This is a genomic window from Caballeronia udeis (assembly GCF_001544555.2).
GTDB classification, from domain to species: Bacteria; Pseudomonadota; Gammaproteobacteria; order Burkholderiales; family Burkholderiaceae; genus Caballeronia; species Caballeronia udeis.
In genome coordinates this window covers 24,767-43,162 of record NZ_FCOK02000063.1, presented here as the reverse complement: position 1 = coordinate 43,162, position 18,396 = coordinate 24,767, and the positions used below count along the sequence as shown (strand labels likewise).

The window sequence follows — 18,396 nt, the reverse complement described above, 5'->3', positions numbered from 1 at the left end:
ACTGAAACGACCCGATGAACGACCCAAGCGACAGCCGGATCAGAACTCGACTGCCACGAAATCGTCTTTACCCACGTCGCATAATGGGCAGCGCCACGTGTCGGGGATATCGGCGAAACGGGTTCCGGCCGCAATGCCTTCTTCCGGCAAACCATCCTCTTCGTTGTATATCCAGCCACAAATCAGGCAAACCCAGCTTTTATATTCTAAAACTTCACTCACGACAGACTCTTTCTTCTCGTTCGACAAAACATCGTTAAATAATCAACTAACGGCGTATCCCCGAAAATTCGGATTCGGGCATACGCCGCGTGCGGCCGCCTAAACGTCCGGCGATCCGCATAGTACCGGAATGTCAGGATGGGTTCCTCAAAGTGAATTGACTGCCCGGGGCAGGGCGCAGGCACGAATCTGCGTGATTTCGCATGCGCGGTGTATTCTCTCCCCGGCGGTTTTTGAGTCTCTCGCATGTCGTCCGGCCGGTCGCGCGGTGTCGTTCGCCATGCCTATCGCACGAAAGCACGAAACCGTTTTGGCCTGCCGGATCGTTGATCCGGCAGTTGCATTCTTCTGGGGGCAAAAAAATGATGTTCAAGAAACTGTTGTCGGGAGCGGTGTTGTCGAGCGTTTTCCTCGTGGCGGTCGCTGCGCACGCGCAGCAAGCCCGGGTATTTTTCGTCGAACCGAAAGACGGCGCAACCGTCACAAGCCCGGTGCATATGGTCTTCGGCCTGGAAGGCATGGGGCTCGCACCGGCCGGTGATATGGATCCGAAGAAAGGCCACCATCATGTGCTGATCGACGCAGGCCCGATGCAAAAGGGTCTCGTGATTCCAATGAACGATAAATCGCTGCATTTCGGCAAGGCGCAGACGGAGGCAGACGTGAAGCTGCCCCCCGGCGATCACACGCTGACCCTGCAGTTCGGCGACGGCGCCCACCAGTCATTCGGACCAGAAATGAGCCAGACAATCAAGATCCACGTGCAATAACGAGCATCGCGCAGGCTCGCACCAATCTTTGTGCGAATCTCAAAAACGCGGCGCGGCCGCGTTTTTTTGTTCCTGACCATCTCAAATTTGGTACGTTGCCTTGTCCTGAAGACATAGGGCCTCCGAGCGCGCCGGTCAAGACCGGTACAATGGCCGCTTCCAGTATTTGCACTTTTCCGGCTGCCTCCCATGTCGCTTTATTCAATTTCGAACGCGCAACTCGCGTTCGGCCACGTTGCGTTGCTCGATCACGCTGACTTTTCACTCGAAGCGGGCGAACGCGTCGGTCTGATCGGCCGTAACGGCGCCGGCAAGTCGTCGCTGCTGAAGATCATTGCCGGGCTCACCAAGCCGGACGACGGCCTTATCACGCGGCAAAACGAGCTCACCACCGTGTACGTGCCGCAGGAGCCCGAGTTCGACCTGGAGGCGTCGGTGTTCGACGTCGTCGCGTCCGGCCTGTCGCATGAACGGGAACTGCTCGACGAATATGACGTCGTGGCGCACAAACTCGCCGATACCCCCGAAGGTCCCGAGCACGACGAGCTGCTGCACAGCATGAACGCGCTGCAGTCCTCGCTCGACCTGCACGACGCCTGGAACTGGCAAACACGCGTGGCGACCACGCTGCAGCAGATCGGCCTTGACGGCGACATCCGTTCGGGCGCGCTCTCGGGTGGCATGAAAAAGCGCGTGGCGCTGGCGCGTGCGCTGGTCGTGCAACCGGACGTGCTGCTTCTGGACGAGCCGACCAACCACCTCGACTTCGACGGCATTCGCTGGCTGGAAGAAATGCTGGTGACGTTGCGCACGGGCTTGCTGTTCATCACCCACGACCGGGCTTTTCTCGACAAGGTCGCGACCAGAATTGTGGATCTGGATCGCGGACGCCTGCTGTCGTACCCGGGTAACTACACCGCCTACCAGACGCGCAAGGCGCAGCAACTCGAAATCGAGCAGGTGGAAGCCGCCAAGTTCGACAAGCTGCTGGCGCAGGAAGAAGTGTGGATTCGCAAGGGCGTGGAGGCGCGGCGCACGCGCAGCGTCGGCCGTATCGCGCGGCTGGTGGAAATGCGCAACGAGCGTGCCGAACGCCGCAATGTACAAGGCAACGTGAAGCTGGACGTAGGCCAGGGCGAGCGTTCGGGCAAGATCGTGTCGGAACTGACCGACGTGACGAAGAAATACGGCGATCGAACGATTGTCGACAACTTCACGGCCACCGTCATGCGCGGCGACAAGTTCGGGTTCATCGGTCCGAACGGCGCGGGCAAGACCACGCTGCTCAAGATGATCCTGGGCGAACTCGCCCCCGACGAAGGCACCGTGCGCACCGGCACGAACACGCAGGTGGCGTATTTCGACCAGATGCGCGCGCAGCTCGACCTCGACAAGACCCTCGCCGACACCATCAGCCCAGGCAGCGAGTGGGTCGAAGTGAACGGCGTGAAGAAGCATGTGATGAGCTATCTCGGCGACTTCCTGTTCGCACCGGAGCGCGCGCGTTCGCCTGTGCGCTCGCTGTCGGGAGGGGAACGCAACCGGCTGTTGCTCGCGCGCCTGTTCGCGCGGCCGGCGAATGTGCTGGTGCTGGACGAGCCGACCAACGACCTGGACATCCAGACGCTTGAGTTGCTCGAAGAACTGCTCACCGACTACGACGGCACCGTTCTGCTGGTGAGCCACGACCGCCAGTTCCTGGACAACGTGGTGACTTCGGTCTTCGCATCCGAAGGCGGCGGCAAGTGGCGTGAATACGTGGGCGGCTTCACCGACTGGCAGATCCAGCGCGAACGTTCGGAGAGAATCGCTCTGGACGCCGCCCGTGACACGGCCAAGCAGGCGAAGAAGGAAGACGGCCCGAAAGACAGCGGCGGCGGGCGCAATTCGCAGCGCTCGACCAAACTGCCGTACAAGGAAGTGCGCGAGCTGGAAGCGTTGCCTGCGCAGATCGCGGCACTCGAAGCCGAGCAAAAGTCGATTGCGGCCAAGCTCGAAGACGGTTCGGTGTTCGCGAAAGATCCGAAAGAAGGGACACGGCTGAGCGAACGGCACGCGGCTATCGACGAGGAATTGCTGGTCGCGCTCGAACGCTGGGAAGAACTGGAAGCGAAGCGCAAGTAAGCCGGCCTTCGGGCCAGCGTCTTCCCCATATCGAAAAATTTATCGGAAACAGTAAAATACGTCGCGTTTTCGGGCGCACGGCCTAGCGGACAAGGATCTCTGCGGTTACACCGTGGTGACACCTTGTAGTGAAACGCTGTAGTCAGGCGAGAGGCCGTCGCGTTTTCGAGTTAATCACGCGCAATCCGGCGCGGCCGGCTCAGGCGCGGTTGGCCGGGTTGGCCTGCTATGTTCACGCATTCGCCGGTTGTCCGGCGTGGCCGCTGCCATCAAGTTGCGGCCGCCCGGACCGCCGGACCCACGTCCAGACATGTCCACAAAAAAACCGAGTACCGCCGACAGCGGCAAGAACAGCGGATACAGCGAAGCATCGATCAAGGTGCTCAAGGGCCTCGAGCCGGTCAAGCAACGGCCCGGCATGTACACCCGCACCGAAAATCCGCTGCACATCATTCAGGAAGTCATCGACAACGCCTCGGACGAGGCGCTCGGCGGCTACGGCAAGCAGATCACGGTCACGCTGCATGCTGACCATTCGGTGTCTGTCGAAGACGATGGACGCGGCATTCCGTTCGGCATGCATCCGGAAGAAGGCGTGCCGGTCGTCGAGATAGTGTTCACGCGACTGCACGCGGGTGGCAAGTTCGACAAGGCAGCCGGCGGCGCGTACACGTTTTCGGGTGGCCTGCACGGCGTGGGCGTGTCGGTGACAAACGCGCTGTCTACGCGGTTGGACGTGACCGTGTGGCGCGACGGCAAGGTCGCAGAACTCGGTTTTGCGAACGGCGATGTGGTGAAGTCCATCGAAACCCGTGCCATGAACCGCGGCGAAAAGAAGTCCGGAACCCGTGTCACCGCCTGGGCCAATCCCAAGTATTTCGATTCGCCGAATCTGCCGGTCGGTGAGTTGCAGCGGCTCTTGCGTTCGAAGGCGGTGTTGCTGCCGGGCGTGGAAGTCGTGCTTATCAACGAAAAAACCGGCGAACGCCAAAGCTGGAAATACGAGGATGGATTACGGGGTTACCTGCTCGAAGGCATGGGCGGTAGCGACCTGTTGATCCCCTTGTTCGAAGGCGAGCGTTTCGCGGGCAATGCAAAGTCGACCGAGGAAACCTTCGCCGAAGGCGAGGGCGCAACGTGGGTCGTGGCGTGGAGCGAAGAAGGACCGTTGTTGCGCGAGTCGTACGTCAACCTGATCCCGACGCCCGCCGGCGGCACGCACGAATCCGGATTGCGCGACGGTTTGTTCCAGGCGGTCAAGAGCTTTGTCGAACTCCACAACCTTCAGCCCAAGGGCGTGAAGCTGTTGGCGGAAGACGTGTTCGCGCGGGTGTCGTTCGTGTTGTCGGCGAAAGTGCTCGATCCGCAGTTCCAAGGCCAGATCAAGGAACGCCTCAACAGCCGTGACGCGGTGAAACTGGTGTCGTCCTTTACGCGGCCCGCGCTCGAACTGTGGCTGAACCAGCATGTGGAGTATGGCAAGAAGCTCGCGGAACTGGTGATCCGGCAGGCCCAGGCGCGCACGCGCGCCGGGCAGAAGATAGAAAAGCGCAAGAGCTCGGGCGTGGCGGTGCTGCCCGGCAAACTGACCGACTGCGAATCCACGGATGTCTCGCGCAACGAGCTCTTCCTCGTTGAGGGTGACTCGGCGGGCGGCTCGGCGAAGATGGGCCGCGACAAGGAATTCCAGGCCATCCTGCCGTTGCGCGGCAAGGTGTTGAACACGTGGGAAACCGAGCGCGACCGGCTGTTTGCGAACAATGAAGTGCACGATATCGCAGTGGCCATCGGCGTGGATCCGCATAGTCCGGACAGCCCGGACCAGAAGGCCGATCTCTCTAACCTGCGTTACGGCAAGATCTGCATCCTGTCGGACGCGGACGTGGACGGCTCGCATATCCAGGTCCTGCTCCTCACGTTGTTCTTCAAGCACTTCCCGCAACTGATCGAGCAGGGCAATGTGTGCATCGCGCGGCCGCCGCTGTTTCGCGTCGATGCCCCCGCGCGTGGCAAGAAGCCGGCGCAAAAGCTCTATGCACTCGATGAAGGCGAGCTCGAGGCGATTCTGGACAAGCTGAGGAAGGACGGCGTTCGGGAAACCCAATGGTCGATCAGCCGCTTCAAGGGCCTGGGCGAAATGAGCGCGGAGCAATTGTGGGACACCACGATGAACCCGGACACGCGGCGGTTGCTGCCGGTTCAAGTGGGTGATCTCGGTTTTGAAGACACGGTCACACGCATGACGATGCTGATGGGCAAGGGCGAAGCGGCGTCGCGGCGCAGCTGGCTCGAGGAGAAGGGCAACGAAGTCGAAGCCGACATCTGACGCTGCATGCACCCCCTGAACTTCGTCAACGCATAACACTGGAAATCTGATGGACGATCTCTTCGCGGACCAAGAAGCCGCGCCTGAAGGCGAAAAACTGACGCTTGGCGATTACGCCGAGCGTGCGTATCTCGACTATGCAGTGAGCGTGGTCAAAGGCCGGGCGCTCCCCGATGTTTCCGACGGGCAGAAGCCCGTGCAGCGCCGCATCCTGTTCGCGATGAACGAGATGGGCCTCGCCAACACGGCCAAGCCGGTGAAATCGGCGCGCGTGGTGGGTGACGTGCTGGGTAAATACCATCCGCACGGCGACCAGTCGGCGTACGACGCGCTCGTCCGTCTCGCTCAGGCGTTTTCAATGCGCTATCCGTTGATCGACGGGCAGGGCAACTTCGGCTCGCGCGACGGTGACGGGGCTGCGGCCATGCGGTACACGGAAGCGCGTCTTACTCCTATCGCGAAATTGCTGCTGGATGAAATCGACATGGGCACGGTCGATTTCATGCCGAACTACGACGGTTCGTTCCAGGAGCCGAAGCTCCTGCCCGCACGCCTGCCGTTCTTGTTGCTCAACGGCGCGTCGGGTATTGCCGTGGGCATGGCGACCGAGATTCCCTCGCACAATCTGCGTGAGGTCGCGGCTGCCGCGGTCGCCATGATCCGCGATCCGAAGATCGATCACGCGCGATTGGCCGAACTGATTCCCGGTCCGGATTTCCCCGGCGGCGGGCAGATCATTTCGAGTCAGGCCGAGATTGCGGCGGCTTATGAAAGCGGACGCGGCAGCCTGAAGGTGCGGGCGCGCTGGAAGATCGAGGAGATGGCGCGTGGTCAGTGGCAACTCGTCATCACCGAATTGCCGCCGAGCACGTCGGGCCAGAGGGTGCTCGAGGAAATCGAGGAACTGACGAACCCGAAGATCAAGCTTGGCAAGAAGGCGCTGAGTCCCGATCAGTTGCAGACCAAGCAGACGCTGCTCGCGTTGCTCGACACGGTCCGCGACGAATCCGGCCGGGACGCGCCGGTGCGGCTTGTGTTCGAGCCGAAGTCGAGCCGTATCGACCAGACGGAGTTCGTGAATTCGCTGCTCGCGCACACGAGCCTGGAATCGAATGCATCGATCAACCTCGTGATGATCGGTGCGGACGGCCGGCCGCGTCAGAAGAGCATTCGGGACATCCTGCAAGAATGGGTGGGCTTCCGGTTCGCGACCGTCACGCGCCGCACGCAGCATCGGCTGGGGAAGGTGAACGACCGGATCCATATTCTTGAAGGGCGGATGATCGTCTTCCTGAATATCGACGAAGTGATCCGCGTCATCCGCGAAGCCGACGAGCCGAAGCAGGCGTTGATGGACAGGTTCAGTCTCAGCGAACGTCAGGCCGACGACATCCTCGAAATCCGTTTGCGCCAACTCGCGCGGCTCGAAGCAATCAAGATCGAGCAGGAGCTGAAGGAATTGCGCAGCGAGAAGGAAAAGCTCGAAGAGCTGCTGAACAGCGACGCGGCCATGAAGCGCCTGCTGATCAAGGAAATCGAAGCCGACGCCAAGCAATATGGCGACGACCGCCGCACGCTGATCCAGCCGGAAAAGCGGGCGATGTTCGAGGCACGCGTGATTGATGATCCGGTGACGGTGGTGGTGTCGCAGAAGGGCTGGGTGCGGGCGTTGAAGGGCCACGGCCTCGATCCGGCCAGCTTCCAGTTCAAGGCGGGTGACGGCATTTATGCTGCCTTCCAGGCGCGTACGCCCGACATGCTGATCGCGTGGGGCAGCAACGGGCGCGTGTACTCCGTGCCTGTCGCGATACTGCCGGGCGGCCGGGGTGACGGCGTGCCGGTCACGTCGCTGATCGAGCTCGAGGCGGGATCGCATTTGCTGCATTACTTCGCCGCGTCGGCTGAGCAACCGTTGCTGCTGGCGTCGAGTAACGGCTTTGGTTTCATGGCCAAGCTCGGCGACATGGTGAGCCGGGTGAAGGCGGGCAAGTCGTTCATGACTATCGACGAAGGCGCGGCGCCGCTTACGCCCATGCCGGTTTTGCCGGGCGCGACCCAGGTCGCGTGCTTGTCGAGCAACGGGCGCCTGCTGGTATTCGACATTGATGAGATGAAGACCTTGTCGGGCGGCGGCCGTGGCGTCATTTTGATCGCGCTCGATCCTAAGGAGACGTTGCGGCAGGCGCTTGCTATCGACGCACGTGGCCTGGTGCTGATCGGCACGGGCCGGGGCGGCAAGGCGCGCGACGAGAAACTTGCGGGCGCGGCTCTGGAAGCGCACGTAGGCAAGCGGGCGCGCAAGGGCCGTGCCCCCGAGTCCACCATCAAGGTGACTGAATTGCGGCCGGTGTTCGAAGGCTGATAAGCGACGCATAAGCGACGAGTCATAACGCGCCTCGGGTTGGCTCAGCCGGCCCGGGGCGTTTGTTTATCTGGAAAATACTTGAACTGGCTCCGTTTAGCTGAGTCGAACGCCCGACCCTTGTCAAAACTTGAAAACGGAGACGGCGGGCGAAGTGGCGGATAAATGCTTGGGGTGACTAAGTGTTTGGCTCGACAGCGGTAACCGGTGATTCATCTGCATTTAGGAACATCAATGAATAAAGCGATTGAAGTAGCGTTGTTCCTGCATTTGCTCGGAGTGGCGGTGTGGATTGGCGGAATGATTTTTGCTCACTTCTGTCTTCGGCCGGCAATAGCGGATTTATCGCCGCAATTGAGGTTGCCGTTATGGGAATCGGTATTTGCCCGGTTTTTTAACTGGGTGGCGGCATCGGTGTTGGTGATATTGCTGACGGGCGGCTTTTTACTGACGCAATTCGGCGGGGCTCACGCGGCGCTGCCTTTACACATCATGGCGGGTCTTGGCATTGTGATGATGCTGATCTTCGGCCATATCCGGTTTGGTGTATTCCCGAAAATCCGCCGCGCAGTGCAATCGCAAAACTGGCCGGACGGCGCGAGGGCGGTGGGCACCATCAGAAGGCTGGTGCTGGTCAATATTGTGCTGGGCGTGGTGACGGTGGGTGCCGCGGTGTTGTCGAGGGGAATGTAGCGCGCTGCCGGATGACCAGTGCAGGTGATATTGGCGGCTCGGCGTCAGACCTTACGAAAACGCAATCGGGGATTCACTTGGCCGGGCAGCATTGCGTTGGCAGAAAGCCGTACATGCTGAATCAACGACGAACCGCACGTTCAATCGATGGCATTGGAAGGCGCTTCGCCAAACGGCATTGCCGCAACGTCAGCCATGAGTCCCAGGCCGCAGACGCCAAACCGATCGAGCAGGGCCTGCACTCCCTCGGCAGGAACGGCACGGGAAAAGAGAAATCCCTGCGCCTCAATAGGTCCAAGCCGCGACAACCACGCGATCTGCTCCTCGGTTTCGGTCCCTTCAACCACGACCGTGAGTCCCAACGACCGCGCGAGATTAACGATTGCAGAAACCATCACGCAGACGCTGCGATCGTGTGGAATAGCCTGGATAAATGACCGGTCGACCTTGAGCGTATCGACGGCAAAACGGTTCAGATACGACAACGACGAATATCCCGTGCCGAAATCGTCGAGTGCGATCCGGACGCCCAGCCGCTTCAAGGCTGAAATCTTTTCCGCGACGATATCCGGAAACTCCATCATCACGGTTTCAGTAATCTCGAGTTCGAGTTTCCCCGGCGCAATACCGCTTTCGCGAATGGCGACCGCAACCGTCTCAAGCAAATCGCCACGCCAGAACTGCACTGCGGAGATATTCACCGCAAGCGACAACCCGTCATACCCTTGGCTCTGCCAAATGGCCAATTGCCGGCAGGCTGTATGAATCACGAAGTCGCCAATAGGCACGATCAACCCCGTCGATTCCGCGACCGGAATGAACTCATTGGCAGGAATCAGCCCGTGTTGCGGATGATTCCATCGTGCCAGTGCCTCGAAGCCCGTGATACATCGGCGGGTCAGGTCGATCTTCGGCTGATACGCGAGAAACAATTGATTCTGAGCCAGCGCAACCCGTAATTGCTGCTCCCACTTCATCAAATGATCCGCGCGGTGTGACAACTGCGGCGAATAGAACTGATAGCAGTTCTTGCCCGCGTCCTTCGCGCTGTACATTGCCAGATCGGCTTTTTTCAACAAGTCGATTTCGCTTTCGCTCGAAACCGAATACAACGCAATGCCAATGCTCGCGTGCAGCACGAAGGCGCTGCCGCGCACATCGAACGGCGTTGCGAACATATGCGAAACTGCTTCAGCCAGTTCGACCGCTTGCCGCTCGACGTCGGCGCCCTTGACCACCACGACGAATTCATCGCCGCCAATGCGCGACAGCATGCCGTTGTCACTGACCGTTTCCGCCAGCCGCGACGCTGTCATTTGCAGCACGATGTCGCCGGCGTTATGGCCGAGGGTATCGTTGACGGTCTTGAAGTTATCGAGATCGATGAAAAGCAGTGCAAGATGGCCTACATTCTCCTGCTTCGCGACGTCGTGGCGCAGCATTTGCAGTGTGGAGTAGCGGTTGCGCAGGCCAGTCAGCAAATCATATTCGACCAGATGCGTCATCTCGCGCTCGCGCCCGAGTAGCTTGCCGATCAACCCGGTCGCCACCGCGAAGAAGCCGAGCATGGCGAGCGAGATGAAGGTCGCCATCAGCAGATAAACGCGCCGCGTGTGATTGAAGTCGGTGAATTCCTCAGCCTGCGACAGGCCGACCAGCACGCCGAGCGGATAACCGTCTATATGCCGATATGAAACGATGCGCGTGACGTTGTCGATGGGATCGACATAGATGCCGGATGCGTGGTCCGAGGTCGGGTACACGCCGCTTGCGGTGAACGCTCCTTGACGGTTGCCGCTGCTCTCGGCTGTTTTTATCGGGTGGCCGTCCGGTTTGCCAAGCGCCGAGGCTGCGCCTACGCCGGTGCTGCGCGCGAGCACCGAGCCGTTGTCCGAAATCACGGCGACCACGCCGTCGCGTCCGATCGACGCCACGTTGTAGAAGTCGCTCGTGAAGTAGCTGGGGTCTTCCGATACCACCACGACGCCGGCGAACGACCCGTCGGGGTGATTCAGGCGGCGGGTGATTTGCAGTGTCCACTGCCGCGAGACGCGGCCGAGGACAGGTTTGCTGATGTAGAGCAGATCGTCGTTCGAAAGAGCGTGAACGCGAAAATGTTCGCGATCGGAAAGATCGACGGGTTTCGGCGTGGCGCCCGATGTGGACGCGATCAGCATGCCGTGTTCATCGATCAACGCGACCTGCACGAGGGTGTCGCTCTGCACCACGCCTTTTTCAACCGTGCTCGCCAGATTGAACTGTCCAGGTGTCTTCTCGAACTCGTACTTGACGAAACGCGTGATCTGGTCGACCTGGTGAATCGCCTTGATGGTGTGCTGCTCGAGCGCGGACGAAAGAATGGCCGCCGACGCCATGGACGCGTGTGTCGCGGCGTCGCGTTCCACCGACAGGCGCGCAAAGATTACCGTCCACAGCAGGACGAGCACGAGCGCGCCCAGCGCCGGAATGGCAAACAATGCGCGGCGCCGTCGCGGAAAATCCGCCTGTTTCATGTCGCGTGGCGCTTTGGGCCGTGATCGATTCATGGGTTTGGTCAGTCCATGGACCCTGTGACGGGTTGCGCCGATAGTGCGTCCGGAACAACACAAATGGGTGTCGGCATTACTGCAGCGCGTCCAATGCCGGTGAGGCGGGGCATTATTGCCGTTTTCCGGTGAATCCAGCCATCGTTCGAATTCGTTTGCAGGCGCTGTTTGCAATCAAGCGTGCTTGCATTTCGCTTACGACGGTTTTAGTAATACTGTTTTTAGAACTCTGCCCGGCGTTGACCGGGTTGACCGATAGCCGCTGGTTATCCAGCCTCCCCCGCGTGAGGCTGATTTCCATAATGGCGGCTGAGTCAGATAATACCAATGACAACCGGATTAGATATTACTGAAGGCGACCCATTTAAGGAAGCGCGGCGGCGAAGTGAGGTATCGAGGTATACACGGATAGGCTGAAGCGCTTGTCTGGAGCGGTTCTGGCCGGGCGGCAGTTGTTTCGCCAATGTGAATTTAAACCAACGAAGTGCGGTATTTTGTATCCCGATGCCAGGTGGCATCGGGATTAAGAACAAGACTAAAATTTGTTGCAGCTATTTATGCGTCTTAAGCGTTTAAAGCAGCGATTTCAGCCCACTTCGGCAATCAATTCGATTTCGACGCAAGCGCCGAGGGGAATTTGCGCCACGCCAAATGCCGAGCGTGCGTGTTTGCCGCGCTCACCGAAAATATCGGCGATCAACTCAGACGCGCCATTGGTGACCAGATGCTGTTCGGTGAACTCGAACGTGGAGTTAACGAGGCTCATTACCTTCACAATCCGCGTCACCCGGTTCAGGTCGCCTACATGCGCGTGCAGCGTTGCGATCAGGTCGATAGCGATCGAGCGTGCGGCGGCGCGGCCTTCTTCCGTGGTGAGCGTGGCGCCCAGTTTGCCCGCCCACACCTTGCCGTCCTTCTTCGCAATGTGACCGGACAGGTAGACCGTGTTGCCGCTTTGCGCGCTCATCACGTAGGCGGCGGCGGGGGCGCCGGCCGTAGGCAATTCGATGCCGAGTTCCTTCAGCTTGTCGTAGACGTTCAATTGGGCCATGGGATGTTCCCTAAAGATGGAGAGGATGACGCGAGAGCGCACCGGGGCGGTCGTTCCGCCCTCGCGCGCCCGCCTTGCAACGAGATCAGACCAGCGCGCGGACCAGCGCGCCGAGCTTGGCGACACCTTCGTCGATTTTCGCCGGCGGCACGGTGACGAACGACAGCCGCAGCGTGTTGTGCTCCGCTTCATTCGCGAAGAACGGGCCGCCGGGCACGAACGCGACGTGCTGCTCGATGGATTGCTCAAGCAGTTTCATTGTATCGATGTGTTTCGGCAGCTTCACCCACACGAACATGCCGCCTTCCGGACGGTTCCATTCAACGCCCGCCGGCATGTGTTGTTCGAGCGATGCCAGCATGGCCGCGCATTGATCGCGATACAGCGCGCGGATCTTCGGGATATGCGTCTCGAGAAAGCCGTCCTTGACGACTTCGTGCACGATGCGCTGCGTGAGGCTCGGCGTATGCAGGTCGGTTGCCTGCTTCGCCTGAACCAGCTTGAAGTGCAGTTCCTCGGGCGCAATGATGTAACCCACGCGCATGCCGGGCGACAGGACCTTTGAGAAAGAACCCAGGTGGACGATGTGATCGGGCGCCATCGACAACATGGTAGGCAGCGGTGCGCCCGCGTAGTCCAGCGCGCCGTAGGGATCGTCCTCGACCACCGGGAAGCCGGCGCCCTGTGCGAACGCAGCCAGCGCGGTGCGGCGCTCGAGCGAGAGGCGACGGCCAGTCGGATTCTGGAAATTCGGCTGCGCGTACAACAGGCGAGCACCGGCTGTGAGCGTGGCGTCAAGCGAGGACACGATCAAGCCGTGTTCATCCGTAGGGACTTGCACGTAGTTAGGCTCGTACATGGAAAACGACTGCAGGGCGCCGAGATACGTGGGCGTTTCGACCAGTACGCGGCTGGCCGGGTCGATCAGCACTTTGCCGAGCAGGTCGAGTGCTTGTTGCGAGCCTGTCGTGATCAGCACCTGCGACGGCCGGATCGACGCGCCGTTGACCGAGTAGCGTTGCGCGACCCATTCACGCAGCGGCAGGTAACCTTCGGTGGCGCTGTATTGCAGCGCGGCGGCGGGGCTGTCACGCAGGATGCGGTCGCACGCCACGCGCATTTCCTCGACCGGAAACGTAGCCGGCGACGGCAATCCACCCGCGAACGAAATGACCTCGGGCCGCTCGGTGACCTTCAGGATTTCGCGAATGGCCGAACTGGTGAGCTTTCTCGCACGTTCGGAAAGTTGCCACGGCTTGGCTTGAAGGTCGGCTTGATTCATGGGGTCCTCGGTTGGTCTCGGTCAGCGGTCTATTGCGTCTGCGGGTTGAAAAATAAATGCTGCACGGTGCTTCGAAAAAGATACTGCGCGCTGCGTTTCTGCATCTGGCTCGAAAAGCGCGATTCACTGCAATTCAGCGCAATCGATGAACATTGCGGGCACTTATTATGGCGTGCCCGCCGCCGGATGTTCTAAGGCGTGTCTACCTGCACGGATTCGCCTTGCGCCGGCTCGGCCTCGAGCGTGTCCTCGGGCGCGGGGTCCGAGTCATTCGCCGCGTCTGCGTCCCCGGTCTTCCTGCTCTTTGCGCGCTTGCGGGCCGGTTTGGCTGGCGCGGCCTCTGCTTGCTTCTCCGCGTCGATCGATTCCGCCGATTCCCCCAGCGTAACGATTGATCCATCCGGCAACTCGAACTCCGCGACGAGTACCGGCGCGCCCGCCGTCACCTCGACCCGCATCAGATGCGCCACACCCAGCCATGCCAGTTGCTCGGAGATCAGGTGTGCGCGCGGATGAAACCCCGTCAACGACTTCAGCGCGATGCCCGTTTCCGGCAGCGATTCGCTCGGATGCTGCGGCGTGTCCCACTGGATCAGCGACGGCAGGAGCCCGTCGCCGGCGCCTTGCCACGCTGGAAAAGTACCGTCGGCGGGAATGGTGAGATCCCACGCGTTCGCCCCTCGCGTCATGGGTACCACGGCCGGGATGCGCTCCGGATATTGGGCCTGCCAACGCGTCAGCACTTTCGGGCGGTTCACCCGCGCGACCCAGTGCACGAGTTGCGGACCGGCTTCAAGACGTTTTTGCTGCACGGGGTCGTCGAGCGCAAACAGGCGAGGGCGCGGTGTTTCCACGGCCGCTGCGTCCGGGTCGACGGCGATCACCTCGAGATATGCGCCGCCCCACAAGTTCAGCAGGCGGTTATGCGTGCGCATGAGCGGATGCGCGCCGCCTCCGCTCATCTCGATTCCCAGTTTCGCGGCGATAAAGTCCGCGCCTTCTTCCAGCGTGCGGGCGGCGATAACGAGGTGGTCGAGTTGCAGCGGATGAGCGGTCATAGTGCACGAATAGCTTGAAGGAAAATTGCCCGGACAACGCCGGCTGAGCTCGTCAGCATACCCGTTCCGCCCGCCTGTGCCGCCGCGTTAGCTCTGCGTTAGCCATCCGGCCGGGTAATTGGCGCCTGGCCCGAAGAGACTGAACCGCCCAGCCGAACCGCCCTGGTGGCGCTGAAAACGCGCGAAACGCGGACAAATACCGCCAACTTTAGCTATCGCCCCAGTCTGAAATGTATCGGCAACGACCGTAACAGTAACGGTACAATTCATCCGATACTCTTCTGTACAGTCATCGAACGCATTCAACCCCGATGGAACCTGACATGTCCGTTCCGCTCGACCAGATTCCCGCGCCGCACGGCGCGCCGCAACTCACGCTCGTCGACCAGTTGGTGCAATGGGGCCGGCGTCGTATTGATGAGCGCGTGTTCCGTCCGGGCATGCGCATGCCATCCATCCGCAAACTCGCGGTCGACAAGGGCGTGTCCCGGTTCACGGTGGTCGAGGCGTATGAACGGCTGGTCGCGCATGGTTATCTCGACTCGCGGCGCGGCTCCGGGTTTTTTGTGCGCGACCGGACCAGTTCCAACGATTCCCACGTCCACCCGACCTTGGCCACCGAGCGCGCGCCGGTGCCCAGCACGATCGACGTGGTCTGGCTGCTGCGCAACATGCTGCACACGTCGAGTCCGGCGAAAGGGCCAGGCATCGGCTACCTCCCGGCTAGCTGGCTGAACGGCGAGTTGCTGACCGGCGCGTTTCGCGCCTTGAGCCGGCAAAGCGGCGCGCAACTGCTCGGCTTTGGCACGCCGCAGGGCTTTCTGCCGCTGCGCCAGCAAATTCAGACACGGCTGGAGGAGCTTGAGATTGGCGCGTCGACGGACCAGATCGTGATGGTGTCCGGCGTCACGCAGGCTATCGATCTGATTGCGCGGGTCTTCGTGCAACCTGGCGACACGGTGATAGTCGGCGACCCCGCCTGGTTCCAGATGTTCGGCCGCTTCGTGGCCCAGGGCGCACGGCTGGTCGGCATGCCGTACGCGCCGGACGGCCCGGATCTCGATGCGCTCGAATCCATGGTCCAGACCTGGCGCCCGAAGATGCTCGTGATCAATTCCGTGCTGCAGAATCCGACCGGCACGTCGCTGACCGCGGCGCAGGCGTTTCGGATCCTGCAACTCGCTGAAACCTACGATTTCATCGTCGTGGAAGACGATATCTACGGCGATCTTTGCCCGACCAATTTTCCCGCGACGCGCCTCGCGAGCCTGGATCAGTTGAAGCGCGTGATTTTCCTCAACAGCTACTCGAAGACGCTCGCGCCGAACCTGCGCGTGGGTTATGTCGCGGCGGCGCCGGAGGTGGCGAATGCAATCGCCGATCAGAAAATGCTGGTCGGCATGACGAGCCCCGAACTCAATGAGCGCGTGCTGTATAAAGTGCTCACCGACGGCCACTACCGGCGTCACGTGGAAAGGCTGCGTGCGAAACTGGACGGGGTCCGGGAGAAAACCGTCCGGATGCTCGAAAAAGTCGGCTACAAGCCGTATCTGGTGCCATCGGCCGGCATGTTTTTATGGGCCGACACCGGCGTGGATTCCGAAGGGCTCGCCGCTGCCGGACACGAAGCCGGCTTTTTGCTGACGCCCGGCAGCCTGTTTTCTCCGCATCAACTGCCCAGCACGTGGATGCGCTTCAACATCGCGAACTGCGCCGATCCGGGCCTGCCCGCGATGCTGGCCGGTTACTCGGATCGCGTCGGGTAGACCTGCCCGCAGCACCCTCAAACGCAATCAGGCGGCGCTGTGGATCTCGTCGGCCCCTTGAAATTATCGCGGGCGACCTCATGTTCCGCAGAATTCGCGCGGTGCGTTCCGGCAGGAGGCCATGACGCTCATGCGCTGTCCGGGCGCACCGTCCGGCTGTATCGCGGCCGCTGAAAAAAACCGTCAACATTCGACACAACCAGAGGAACCGACCATGGCACAAGAAACCATGAGCTTTCAGGCAGAAGTGAAACAACTTCTGCATCTGATGATCCATTCGCTCTACAGCAACAAGGAAATTTTCCTGCGCGAGCTGATTTCGAATGCATCGGACGCGGCGGACAAGTTGCGCTTCGAAGCTATTGAAAACAGTGCGCTGTACGAGAACGATCCGGATCTGCGCATCCGCATCTCGTACGACAAGGCCGCTCGCACCGTAACGATCGACGACAACGGCATTGGCATGAGCCGCGACGAAGCGATCTCCCATCTCGGCACGATTGCGCGCTCGGGCACGAAGGAATTTTTCTCGAAGCTATCCGGCGACCAGCAAAAGGACGCTGCGCTGATCGGCCAGTTCGGCGTGGGGTTTTACTCGGGTTTTATCGTCGCGGACAAGATCACGGTTGAAACGCGTCGCGCCGGTTTGCCGGCAAGCGAAGGCGTGCGCTGGGAAAGCGCGGGCGAGGGCGATTTCGTGGTCGAGCAGATCGAGCGCGCGCAACGCGGTTCGAGCATCACGCTGCATCTGCGTCCGGAAGAAGACGAATTCCTCTCCACGCACAAGCTGAAGTCGATCATCCAGAAGTACTCGGATCACGTCGCATTGCCCATCCTGATGAAGAAGGAAGAGTGGGATGCGGAGAAGTCCGAGATGGTCACGAAGGACGAAGACGAGACGGTGAACCAGGCGAGTGCGTTGTGGACGCGTTCGAAGAGTGACATCACCGACGAGCAATACAAGCAGTTCTATCACCACCTTTCACACGACCAGGACGATCCGCTCGCGTGGACCCATAACCGGGTGGAAGGCCGTAGCGAATACACGCAGTTGCTGTATGTGCCGAAGCACGCGCCGTTCGATATGTGGAACCGCGATCATCGCGGTGGTTTGAAGCTGTATGTGAAGCGCGTGTTCATCATGGACGACGCGGAACAACTCGTGCCCGCGTATCTACGCTTCGTGAAGGGCGTGGTCGATTCGGCTGATCTGCCGCTGAATGTATCGCGTGAAATCCTGCAGGAAAGCCGCGATGTGAAGGCCATTCGCGAAGGCGTGACCAAGCGCGTTCTGTCGATGCTGGAAGAGGTGGCATCGTCGTCAGCCGAAGCGACGGATGAGACCGAGAAAGCCAAATACGCCAGCTTCTGGAAAGAGTTCGGACAGGTGTTCAAGGAAGGTATTGGCGAGGATTACGGCAATCGCGAACGGATTGCCAAGCTCGTGCGCTTTGCTTCAACGCAGACGGATTCGTCGGAGCAGACGGTGGCGCTCGCCGACTATGTGGCGCGCATGAAGCCCGAACAGACGAAGATCTATTACGTCACCGCTGATACGTGGCAGGCCGCAAAGAACAGCCCGCATCTGGAAGTGTTCCGCAAGAAGGGTGTGGAAGTGCTGCTGCTGACGGATCGCGTCGATGAATGGATGTTGTCGTTCCTCAACGAATTCGATGGCAAGCCGCTGCAAAGCGTGGCGCGCGGCGACCTGGATCTCGGCGCGCTGAACGACGAGGAAAAGCAGGCGCAGGAGAAGGTTGGCGAAGAATTGAAGCCGCTCGTGGAAAGCATGAAGGCGGCGCTGGAAGGCAAGGCGAAGGATGTGCGCCTGACGTTCCGCCTGACCGATTCGCCGACGTGTCTCGTCGCTGATGACGGCGACATGAGCGGTTACTTGCAACGCATGCTGAAGCAGGCCGGTCAGCAAGCGCCGCAGATGCAGCCGATCCTGGAAGTGAATCCGGAGCATCCGCTGGTCAAGCAGCTTCACGCTGACGATGCGAATTTCGGCGACTGGTGCCATCTGCTGTTCGATCAGGCGATGCTGGCCGAAGGCGGCACGCTGGAAGATCCGGCAAGCTTTGTGAAGCGGACAAACGCGTTGTTGCTGGCGCGATAAGTCAGCGTTCGCAAGAAGCGAGCAAAACGCGCTGCCGGGAAACCGGCAGCGCGTTTTTTTATTGCAGACGCGACATG

At 60.6% G+C, this 18,396-nt stretch carries 11 protein-coding genes and 1 pseudogene; 7 read left to right on the top strand and 5 right to left on the bottom strand.

Going from position 1 to position 18,396, the window contains the following annotated elements; translation table 11 throughout:
- Positions 1-39: 39 nt before the first annotated feature.
- Entirely contained in the window at positions 40-222 is a 183-nt protein-coding gene (locus tag AWB69_RS46245; RefSeq protein ID WP_075644035.1) for a rubredoxin, read from the bottom strand.
- A gap of 362 nt (positions 223-584) precedes the next feature.
- Between AWB69_RS46245 and AWB69_RS32880 the strand changes: the two genes are divergently transcribed.
- The 5 genes from AWB69_RS32880 (at position 585) to AWB69_RS32860 (ending at position 8,497) form a co-directional block, all read left to right on the top strand.
- Positions 585-992, top strand: coding sequence for a DUF4399 domain-containing protein (locus tag AWB69_RS32880; RefSeq protein ID WP_062090994.1), 408 nt, complete (start codon positions 585-587; stop codon positions 990-992).
- A 189-nt stretch (positions 993-1,181) separates the two neighbouring features.
- Positions 1,182-3,116, top strand: a complete 1,935-nt coding sequence (locus AWB69_RS32875) for an ATP-binding cassette domain-containing protein (RefSeq protein WP_062090993.1) — start codon at positions 1,182-1,184, stop codon at positions 3,114-3,116.
- Positions 3,117-3,426: 310 nt separating this feature from the next.
- Positions 3,427-5,442 (top strand): DNA topoisomerase IV subunit B, encoded by a 2,016-nt coding sequence (locus tag AWB69_RS32870; protein ID WP_062090992.1) that lies wholly within the window; start codon positions 3,427-3,429, stop codon positions 5,440-5,442.
- A 49-nt stretch (positions 5,443-5,491) separates the two neighbouring features.
- Entirely contained in the window at positions 5,492-7,804 is a 2,313-nt protein-coding gene (gene parC, locus AWB69_RS32865; RefSeq protein WP_062090991.1) for a DNA topoisomerase IV subunit A, read from the top strand.
- A 234-nt stretch (positions 7,805-8,038) separates the two neighbouring features.
- Entirely contained in the window at positions 8,039-8,497 is a 459-nt protein-coding gene (locus tag AWB69_RS32860) for a CopD family protein (protein ID WP_062090990.1), read from the top strand.
- A 140-nt stretch (positions 8,498-8,637) separates the two neighbouring features.
- Here the strand turns inward: AWB69_RS32860 and AWB69_RS32855 are convergent, their stop codons facing one another.
- From AWB69_RS32855 to AWB69_RS32840, 4 genes and pseudogenes are all read right to left on the bottom strand, one after another.
- Entirely contained in the window at positions 8,638-11,043 is a 2,406-nt protein-coding gene (locus AWB69_RS32855) for a putative bifunctional diguanylate cyclase/phosphodiesterase (protein ID WP_082913680.1), read from the bottom strand.
- Positions 11,044-11,629: 586 nt separating this feature from the next.
- On the bottom strand, positions 11,630-12,094 hold the full coding sequence (locus AWB69_RS32850) for a RidA family protein (RefSeq protein ID WP_062090989.1): 465 nt from the start codon (positions 12,092-12,094) through the stop codon (positions 11,630-11,632).
- Between the two features lie 85 nt (positions 12,095-12,179).
- Positions 12,180-13,376, bottom strand: coding sequence for an aminotransferase-like domain-containing protein (locus AWB69_RS32845; protein ID WP_062090988.1), 1,197 nt, complete (start codon positions 13,374-13,376; stop codon positions 12,180-12,182).
- Positions 13,377-13,771: 395 nt separating this feature from the next.
- Positions 13,772-14,434 (bottom strand): annotated as a pseudogene (locus tag AWB69_RS32840) (VOC family protein); the annotation flags it as partial.
- A gap of 323 nt (positions 14,435-14,757) precedes the next feature.
- On the opposite strand from AWB69_RS32840, the gene AWB69_RS32835 reads away from it, so the two are divergent.
- Both AWB69_RS32835 and htpG read left to right on the top strand, forming a co-directional pair.
- Positions 14,758-16,200 (top strand): aminotransferase-like domain-containing protein, encoded by a 1,443-nt coding sequence (locus tag AWB69_RS32835; RefSeq protein WP_062090987.1) that lies wholly within the window; start codon positions 14,758-14,760, stop codon positions 16,198-16,200.
- A gap of 214 nt (positions 16,201-16,414) precedes the next feature.
- Positions 16,415-18,319 carry a molecular chaperone HtpG gene (gene htpG, locus AWB69_RS32830; RefSeq protein ID WP_062091011.1) on the top strand — a complete coding sequence of 635 codons (1,905 nt, stop codon included), beginning with the start codon at positions 16,415-16,417 and terminating at the stop codon, positions 18,317-18,319.
- The last annotated feature ends 77 nt before the right edge of the window (positions 18,320-18,396 follow it).

Bases quoted from the DNA above. Each gene is read 5' to 3' on its own strand.
- AWB69_RS32880 (WP_062090994.1), top strand. From the start codon at position 585: ATGATGTTCAAGAAACTGTTGTCGGGAGCGGTGTTGTCGAGCGTTTTC.
- AWB69_RS32875 (WP_062090993.1), top strand. From the start codon at position 1,182: ATGTCGCTTTATTCAATTTCGAACGCGCAACTCGCGTTCGGCCACGTT.
- AWB69_RS32870 (WP_062090992.1), top strand. From the start codon at position 3,427: ATGTCCACAAAAAAACCGAGTACCGCCGACAGCGGCAAGAACAGCGGA.
- parC (WP_062090991.1), top strand. From the start codon at position 5,492: ATGGACGATCTCTTCGCGGACCAAGAAGCCGCGCCTGAAGGCGAAAAA.
- AWB69_RS32860 (WP_062090990.1), top strand. From the start codon at position 8,039: ATGAATAAAGCGATTGAAGTAGCGTTGTTCCTGCATTTGCTCGGAGTG.
- AWB69_RS32855 (WP_082913680.1), bottom strand. From the start codon at position 11,043: ATGAATCGATCACGGCCCAAAGCGCCACGCGACATGAAACAGGCGGAT.
- AWB69_RS32850 (WP_062090989.1), bottom strand. From the start codon at position 12,094: ATGGCCCAATTGAACGTCTACGACAAGCTGAAGGAACTCGGCATCGAA.
- AWB69_RS32845 (WP_062090988.1), bottom strand. From the start codon at position 13,376: ATGAATCAAGCCGACCTTCAAGCCAAGCCGTGGCAACTTTCCGAACGT.
- AWB69_RS32835 (WP_062090987.1), top strand. From the start codon at position 14,758: ATGTCCGTTCCGCTCGACCAGATTCCCGCGCCGCACGGCGCGCCGCAA.
- htpG (WP_062091011.1), top strand. From the start codon at position 16,415: ATGGCACAAGAAACCATGAGCTTTCAGGCAGAAGTGAAACAACTTCTG.